Origin of the sequence: Shewanella sp. P1-14-1 (genome assembly GCF_001401775.1) — a bacterium.
GTDB classification, from domain to species: Bacteria; Pseudomonadota; Gammaproteobacteria; order Enterobacterales; family Shewanellaceae; genus Shewanella; species Shewanella japonica.
In genome coordinates this window covers 1-6,120 of sequence record NZ_LKTL01000049.1, presented here as the reverse complement: position 1 = coordinate 6,120, position 6,120 = coordinate 1, and the positions used below count along the sequence as shown (strand labels likewise).

At 41.2% G+C, this 6,120-nt stretch carries 6 protein-coding genes and 1 tRNA gene; 5 read left to right on the top strand and 2 right to left on the bottom strand.

The window, feature by feature from the left end; genetic code table 11:
• Positions 1-870 precede the first annotated feature (870 nt).
• Both AN944_RS20680 and AN944_RS20675 read left to right on the top strand, forming a co-directional pair.
• Positions 871-1,386 (top strand): TetR/AcrR family transcriptional regulator, encoded by a 516-nt coding sequence (locus tag AN944_RS20680; RefSeq protein ID WP_055026543.1) that lies wholly within the window; start codon positions 871-873, stop codon positions 1,384-1,386.
• 1 nt (position 1,387) lies between these two features.
• Positions 1,388-2,449 carry an alcohol dehydrogenase family protein gene (locus AN944_RS20675; protein WP_055026542.1) on the top strand — a complete coding sequence of 354 codons (1,062 nt, stop codon included), beginning with the start codon at positions 1,388-1,390 and terminating at the stop codon, positions 2,447-2,449.
• Between the two features lie 58 nt (positions 2,450-2,507).
• On the opposite strand, the gene AN944_RS20670 is transcribed toward AN944_RS20675, so the two are convergent.
• Complete coding sequence (locus AN944_RS20670; protein WP_055026541.1) at positions 2,508-3,305, bottom strand: SGNH/GDSL hydrolase family protein; 798 nt, start codon at positions 3,303-3,305, stop codon at positions 2,508-2,510.
• Between the two features lie 40 nt (positions 3,306-3,345).
• A complete protein-coding gene (yqfB, locus tag AN944_RS20665) occupies positions 3,346-3,660 on the bottom strand; it encodes a N(4)-acetylcytidine aminohydrolase (RefSeq protein ID WP_055026540.1) in 315 nt (104 codons plus the stop codon).
• 180 nt (positions 3,661-3,840) lie between these two features.
• Here yqfB and AN944_RS20660 point away from each other — a divergent pair, with 180 nt between their 5' ends.
• From AN944_RS20660 to AN944_RS20650, 3 genes are all read left to right on the top strand, one after another.
• Entirely contained in the window at positions 3,841-5,193 is a 1,353-nt protein-coding gene (locus AN944_RS20660) for a leucine-rich repeat-containing protein kinase family protein (protein WP_055026539.1), read from the top strand.
• Between the two features lie 48 nt (positions 5,194-5,241).
• Positions 5,242-5,838 carry a uracil-DNA glycosylase family protein gene (locus AN944_RS20655; RefSeq protein ID WP_055026538.1) on the top strand — a complete coding sequence of 199 codons (597 nt, stop codon included), beginning with the start codon at positions 5,242-5,244 and terminating at the stop codon, positions 5,836-5,838.
• A gap of 196 nt (positions 5,839-6,034) precedes the next feature.
• Positions 6,035-6,120: transfer RNA gene (locus tag AN944_RS20650), tRNA-Leu, on the top strand.

Genomic DNA, 6,120 nt, shown 5'->3' with positions numbered 1-6,120 from the left:
CCCGAGTGGTGGAATCGGTAGACACAAGGGATTTAAAATCCCTCGCTTAATAGGCGTGCCAGTTCAAGTCTGGCCTCGGGTACCATTATTTACATACGTAAGTATGGTGCAAAAAAGCCTCGACATTAGTCGGGGCTTTTTTGTATCTAAAATTTGAATTTGCCTCTATGTCTAGGACAAAAGATAAATCCCTCGTCGTTTTAAGATAGCGCGTACCAGTTCAAGTCTGGCCTCGGGTACCATCATTTACATACGTAAGTATGGTGCAAAAAAGCCTCAACGAAAATTAGGTTTTTTTGTGCCTGTAATTCGAGCGTTGGCGAAAGATACAACCCTCGTCGTTTTAAGATAGGGCGCGCCATTTTAAGCTTAGCCTCGGATACCATCATTTACATACGAATTAGTATTAAGGTGCATGGTGCAAAAAAGCCTCAACGAAAGTTGGGGCTTTTTTGTGTCTGAAATTTGAATTTTCCTCTACGTCTAGGGCAAAAGATAAATCCCTCGTCGTTTTAAAATAGGGCGTGCCAGTTCAAGTTTGGCCTCGGGTACCATTATTCTTCTATGAAGAGCTTACATACGACTTATTGTATTAAGTGTATGGTGCGAAAAAGCCTCAACGAAAGTTGAGGCTTTTTTGTATCTAAAATTTGAAATTTTCCTCTTGGGGAAAAGTTAACATTTCTCGCCTTATTAAAACTTTGTCGTATGAAAGTCGCTTGTGTCTGCCTAAGCCTAATTGGGGCATTACTTGCTCATTTCAATTAACTGTTTTTTGAACAAGCCCACAGTTTAATCAATATAAGTTCACAAAGTAGAACGAACACTCTACTATGGGTAGAGTGTTCGTTCTACTAGTGGGGGGTGTTTGTGCTTAAACAACAAATTGCAGCAAGTCTTGAAGATGTTTTTAGCCAGTTTGGTTTTGCTGAACCGAGTGTTTCTCAGTTACAAAAAGCGTGTGATGTGAGTTTGAGAACCTTGTATAAACATTTTCCTTCTAAAGAAGAAATGATTGTCGCTGCGTTAGATTATCGTCACCAACGATACTTATCTTTTTTGGAACTAGATACAACATCATTTTCTGCGACAGAATCTGTGCTGTGTATTTTTGATCGCTTGCAGCAGTGGATGGAGCAATATGCGCCTAACGGATGTATGTCGATGAATGCCATTGCTGCTTTCCCTGAAAATGAAGCGATCAAAGACGCGGTAGATACGCATAAACAACAAGTTAAGCATTACTTGGGTAATGTTTGTCAACGACCTGATCTGGCTACGCAATTATTCATCTTGCACGAGGGCGTATCAAGTGTATGGCCTTTATTAGGTGCTGATGCGTTTATCTCAACCAAAATCACAATCACCACCTTACTGGAGCACTAATATGTCACCCATTTCAACATCATTGCCGCCTACCATGAGTGGGATTCAGCTTTTAGGCCATGGCGGCCCCGAAGTCTTAGCGCTAAACAATGAAATTGCTGTTCCAAGTTATACGGACGAAGATGTGGTGATAAAAGTATTAGCCGCAGGTGTGAATAATACAGACATTAATACCAGAACGGCTTGGTACTCGAAATCTGATGCTGATAGCGACGATGCCAGCTGGTCAGGTAATGCATTAACTTTTCCACGGATCCAAGGTGCGGATGTGTGTGGTGTGATAGTGGCCGTTGGGGCAGGTGTTAACCGCAATAGAATAGGCCAGCGAGTGTTAATTGAGCCGTGTTTACGTTTTGCTAAAGGAAAACGTTTAGAGAGCCCTTGGTATTTTGGCTCAGAATGTGATGGAGGATTTGCAGAGTATACTGTGGTGGCCGATCAACATGCCCATGCTATAGATAGTGAGTATTCTAATGAGGAGTTGGCATCATTTCCATGTTCCTATTCAACGGCTGAAAATATGCTAACTCGAGCTAGAGTGACTGCCAAGGATACGGTATTGATCACTGGTGCTTCTGGAGGTGTTGGCTCTGCAGCAATTCAGTTAGCAAAAGCACGTGGTGCTAAGGTGATTGCTGTAACTAGCCCAAGTAAGAATGAGCAACTTCTTGCATTGGGAGCCGATCAAGTTTTGGAGCGTAATATTGATTTAGTGAAAAGCTTAGGCCGAAACAGTGTCAATGTGGTGATTGATTTGGTGGCTGGCAAGCAATGGCCACAATTGTTAGATATTTTGATGCCAGGAGGACGCTATGCGGTATCCGGTGCTATTGGTGGTGCTATCGTTGAGCTTGATGTAAGAACCTTATACTTAAAAGATTTAAGTTTTTATGGTTGCACAGTGCTTGAACCAGACGTGTTTCCAAATTTAGTTAAGGCTATTGAGCAGAAAAAGATAGCCCCTGTGATTGCAGAGGTTTTTCCTTTAGCTAAGATTAACGATGCTCAGCTGATGTTTGAGCAAAAACAACATGTTGGGAAAATTGTACTCACTGTTGGCTAAGTATGCTTAATGCAATGATGGCCAACAATGTCTTGTACCATCATTGATTGGCTTTTAGTTAACCGACTTGTTGATTTTGGTTCACTTCGATGAGGTCGACCACCATTTTACCCCAGTGTTGATAAACCTCAGCACTAGGGTGAAAACCATCTTCAGCCATGACCGCATCAGTGAGCGATTCGCGCATATTTAATAGTTCACAGGGTAAATCGCTTTTTGATACCCAAAGTTGTAAAGCGAGATTAAATTCAGCGGCGCGTGCGCCTAAAAACCAACGAAAAGGTTGCGGTAAAGCAGGAAAAGCCTCCATCGGCGGCACTGCGGTAATTATAATGTGTTGGCAATTAAGTTTGCTTTTTAATAAATCGCAAAGTTGCTTAATGTGTAGAATCCAAGTGCTGCTTGTAATGGGGCTTAGTACATCATTAACGCCTAAGGATAATACCGCGATATCTATATTTTTTGAGCTGTTATCAGGGATCACTTTATTAAGGTGATTTACACACGCTTGAGTATTGCTACCGCTTTTAGCAATCAATTGCCAATGAACTTGACGAATGTGATGGGTGTTAACACCCGAATGACGTGATTTTAAATGAGACAGAATTTGCCCAGTAAGCGCCTGTTGTTGGGTTTCCACTCCTACGCCAGCAGCGGCAGAGTCACCGACAATGAGTAGGTTTAATGGGTCGACTGTTTGATTTAATGCCTGATTTAATGAGCCATCATGAGGCGCTAGATTATCGACTCCTTCTCGCAGTCCTGTTGCTTCTGGTAATGGTAATGTCGTTTTTTTTACCCAAATGGCCTGCACGAGATAGACAGGCCAAAGCAGTAATAAACTAAGGTAATGCATATGTCGGTGTCCTTTCCGTTTGTTGTGTTAAGTTATTGCATTAAACCAGACTAAATTTGATTTCATAAAGTTGTTCAACGCCTGGGTAAACTTCTTGTATGAGTGATTTCAGCATGTCTAAAGGCATATTCTCTTGCATAGCGTGAGTGTCATCTAACTGATGAAATGCCACTTTCTTTATCGAAATAACCTTAATATTGCAAAACCAGCGTTCGTCTTCAAATGTCGACACACTGAGGGTTTCGCCTTCGATGAAATGAGCTTCAGATTCATCTCGTAAGGTAATCGTTTTTGCACCAGATAAAATATCTTCTTCAAAGCGACTAAAAAAGCTAATAGGGGTTAGTTCAGGCATTTAACGGATATTCTTGTGTTGTAGTGATAACATTTTGCGATATTTATTATACATCTAGCAAGTGATTCAATTTCGTTATATTTCACAATCTAATCAGATAGCTTAACTTAACGACCTGAATAACATATCATGTGCGCTTTTTTGTCCATTGCCATGGACGATATGATGAAGGAACTTCCATTGCACACGCTAGCTCAATTACAGTCCGGTGAACTAAAACAGCAACACATCAAGCGATTACAAATAGCAGAGCAATTAACGACATTTCCGTTAGAGATTTTAACCTTGTCGGACTCTTTGGAAGTGCTTGATCTTTCAAATAACCGACTAAGTAGTTTACCTGATGAGTTTGCTAGCTTAGCTGAGCTTAAAATTCTGTTCCTTTCATTTAATTGTTTTACCGAAATTCCATCTGTCATTGCTCAGTGCCCTAAACTTGAAATGATTGGCTTTAAAGCCAATCAAATTGAATCAGTTCCAGAGAATTGCTTTCCGGTTGATACCCGCTGGCTTATTTTGACTGACAATCAAATCACTCATTTACCAGAGTCAATGGGGCAATTACATCGCTTAAAGAAGTGTGCTTTAGCAGGGAATGTGATTACTCAATTACCCGATTCAATGCAGAACTGTCATGAACTTGAGTTACTGAGAATATCGGCCAACAAGTTAGCAAGTGTACCTGATTGGTTATTAAGTCTCCCTAAGCTTGCTTGGCTGGCATTTAGTGGAAACCCTGTGACGCAAAGTAGCGAAACTCATGCAGACTTTTTACAAGCAAGCATATCTGAATTTGTATTAGGCGATCAATTAGGTCAAGGCGCTTCAGGGGTGATATATCAAGCTCAATGGAACAAGGCGCAATTAGATAGTGCTCAAACGTCTAGTCATCAAACCGTTGCGTTAAAGATGTTTAAAGGGGCTGTTACGTCAGATGGATACCCAAAAGATGAGCTTCATTGTTGCTTAAGCGCAGGTGAACATCCAAATCTGATCAAAGTGTTAGCGCAAATTGCTGAGGGGGATGACTTAGGTTTAGTTATGGAGATTATCCCTTCTGGTTATTATAATTTAGGTTTACCACCATCGTTAATTACCTGCACACGAGATACCTTTGCGGATGAAATGAGTATCTCACTGGATAGCATTATAAAGGTTATGGCGAGCATGGCTGGTGCATTAGCCCATTTGCATCAACAAAAAGTCAGTCATGGCGATATTTATGCGCACAATACTATGATAGATGACAGTGCAAATATTCTGTTCGGTGACTTTGGCGCCGCGACGGATTTAAATAAATTATCTGTATCGCAAGTCAATCAAATGCAAGCAATAGAAGTGAGAGCCTTTGGCAATATGTTAGAAGATCTTCTCGGACATTACAGTCAATCTTCTTTACATGAAAGTAGTGACTTGGCTGACAAAACGCTATTCACGTCGTTATTATTATTGACAGAACAATGTTTAAATAACTCAGTGAGTCAGCGCCCAAGTTTCAACGAACTCGCTCAACAAATATCAAGTTTACGTTAAACCATATCGGCTTAAACATGCGAGCTTGGTTAATGACAAAGGAATGGAATGACACAAGCTCAAATTGACATCATATCCCAGCAGATCAAGCAATGCCGTTTATGTGAATCAAGGTTCGCCCATGGTGTTAATCCTGTGGTACAAATCCATTCGAAGGCGAGAATCTTAATTGCAGGGCAAGCTCCTGGGCTTGCTGTGCATCAATCAGGTATTCCTTTTAATGACGCGAGTGGAGATAGACTAAGGGACTGGTTAGGCATAGATAAGGCTGTATTCTACGATCCCGAAAAAGTCGCTATTCTCCCCATGGGCTTTTGTTATCCAGGAAAGGGCAAAAGTGGCGATTTACCGCCGTTAAAAATATGTGCGCAAACTTGGCGTGAACACGTTTTAGCTGAGTTGACTCACATTAAGCTGACCGTACTTGTTGGTAAATATGCTCAAGACTATCATTTAAATGAAACCAAACAGTCTTTAACGCAAACAGTACAAGACTGGCAAAAATACCCCGATTCAATTCTGCCTTTACCGCACCCAAGTCCAAGAAATAATATATGGCTGGCAAAAAATCCGTGGTTTGCCGAGAAATTGTTACCTGAGCTCAAACATCGAGTCAATCAAGCGCTAGCGATGTCGTCTATATAAGTCGGTGATATATTAGTCTTTCGCGCTGTGTTTTTATGCGATTTGCTCGCAAAATGGACATTTGAACAATAAGTTTCATTTTTATGTTGATCCAATCTGAAAAATCAGTAAAGTATGCACCACATCAGCGGCGGCAACCGATTGCTTACGTTGAAAAACAAATTTTGTAACGCGTTTTGACGAGTTACCAGAGTTTGCCCGAGTGGTGGAATCGGTAGACACAAGGGATTTAAAATCCCTCGCTTAATAGGCGTGCCAGTTCAAGTCTGGCCTCGGGTACCA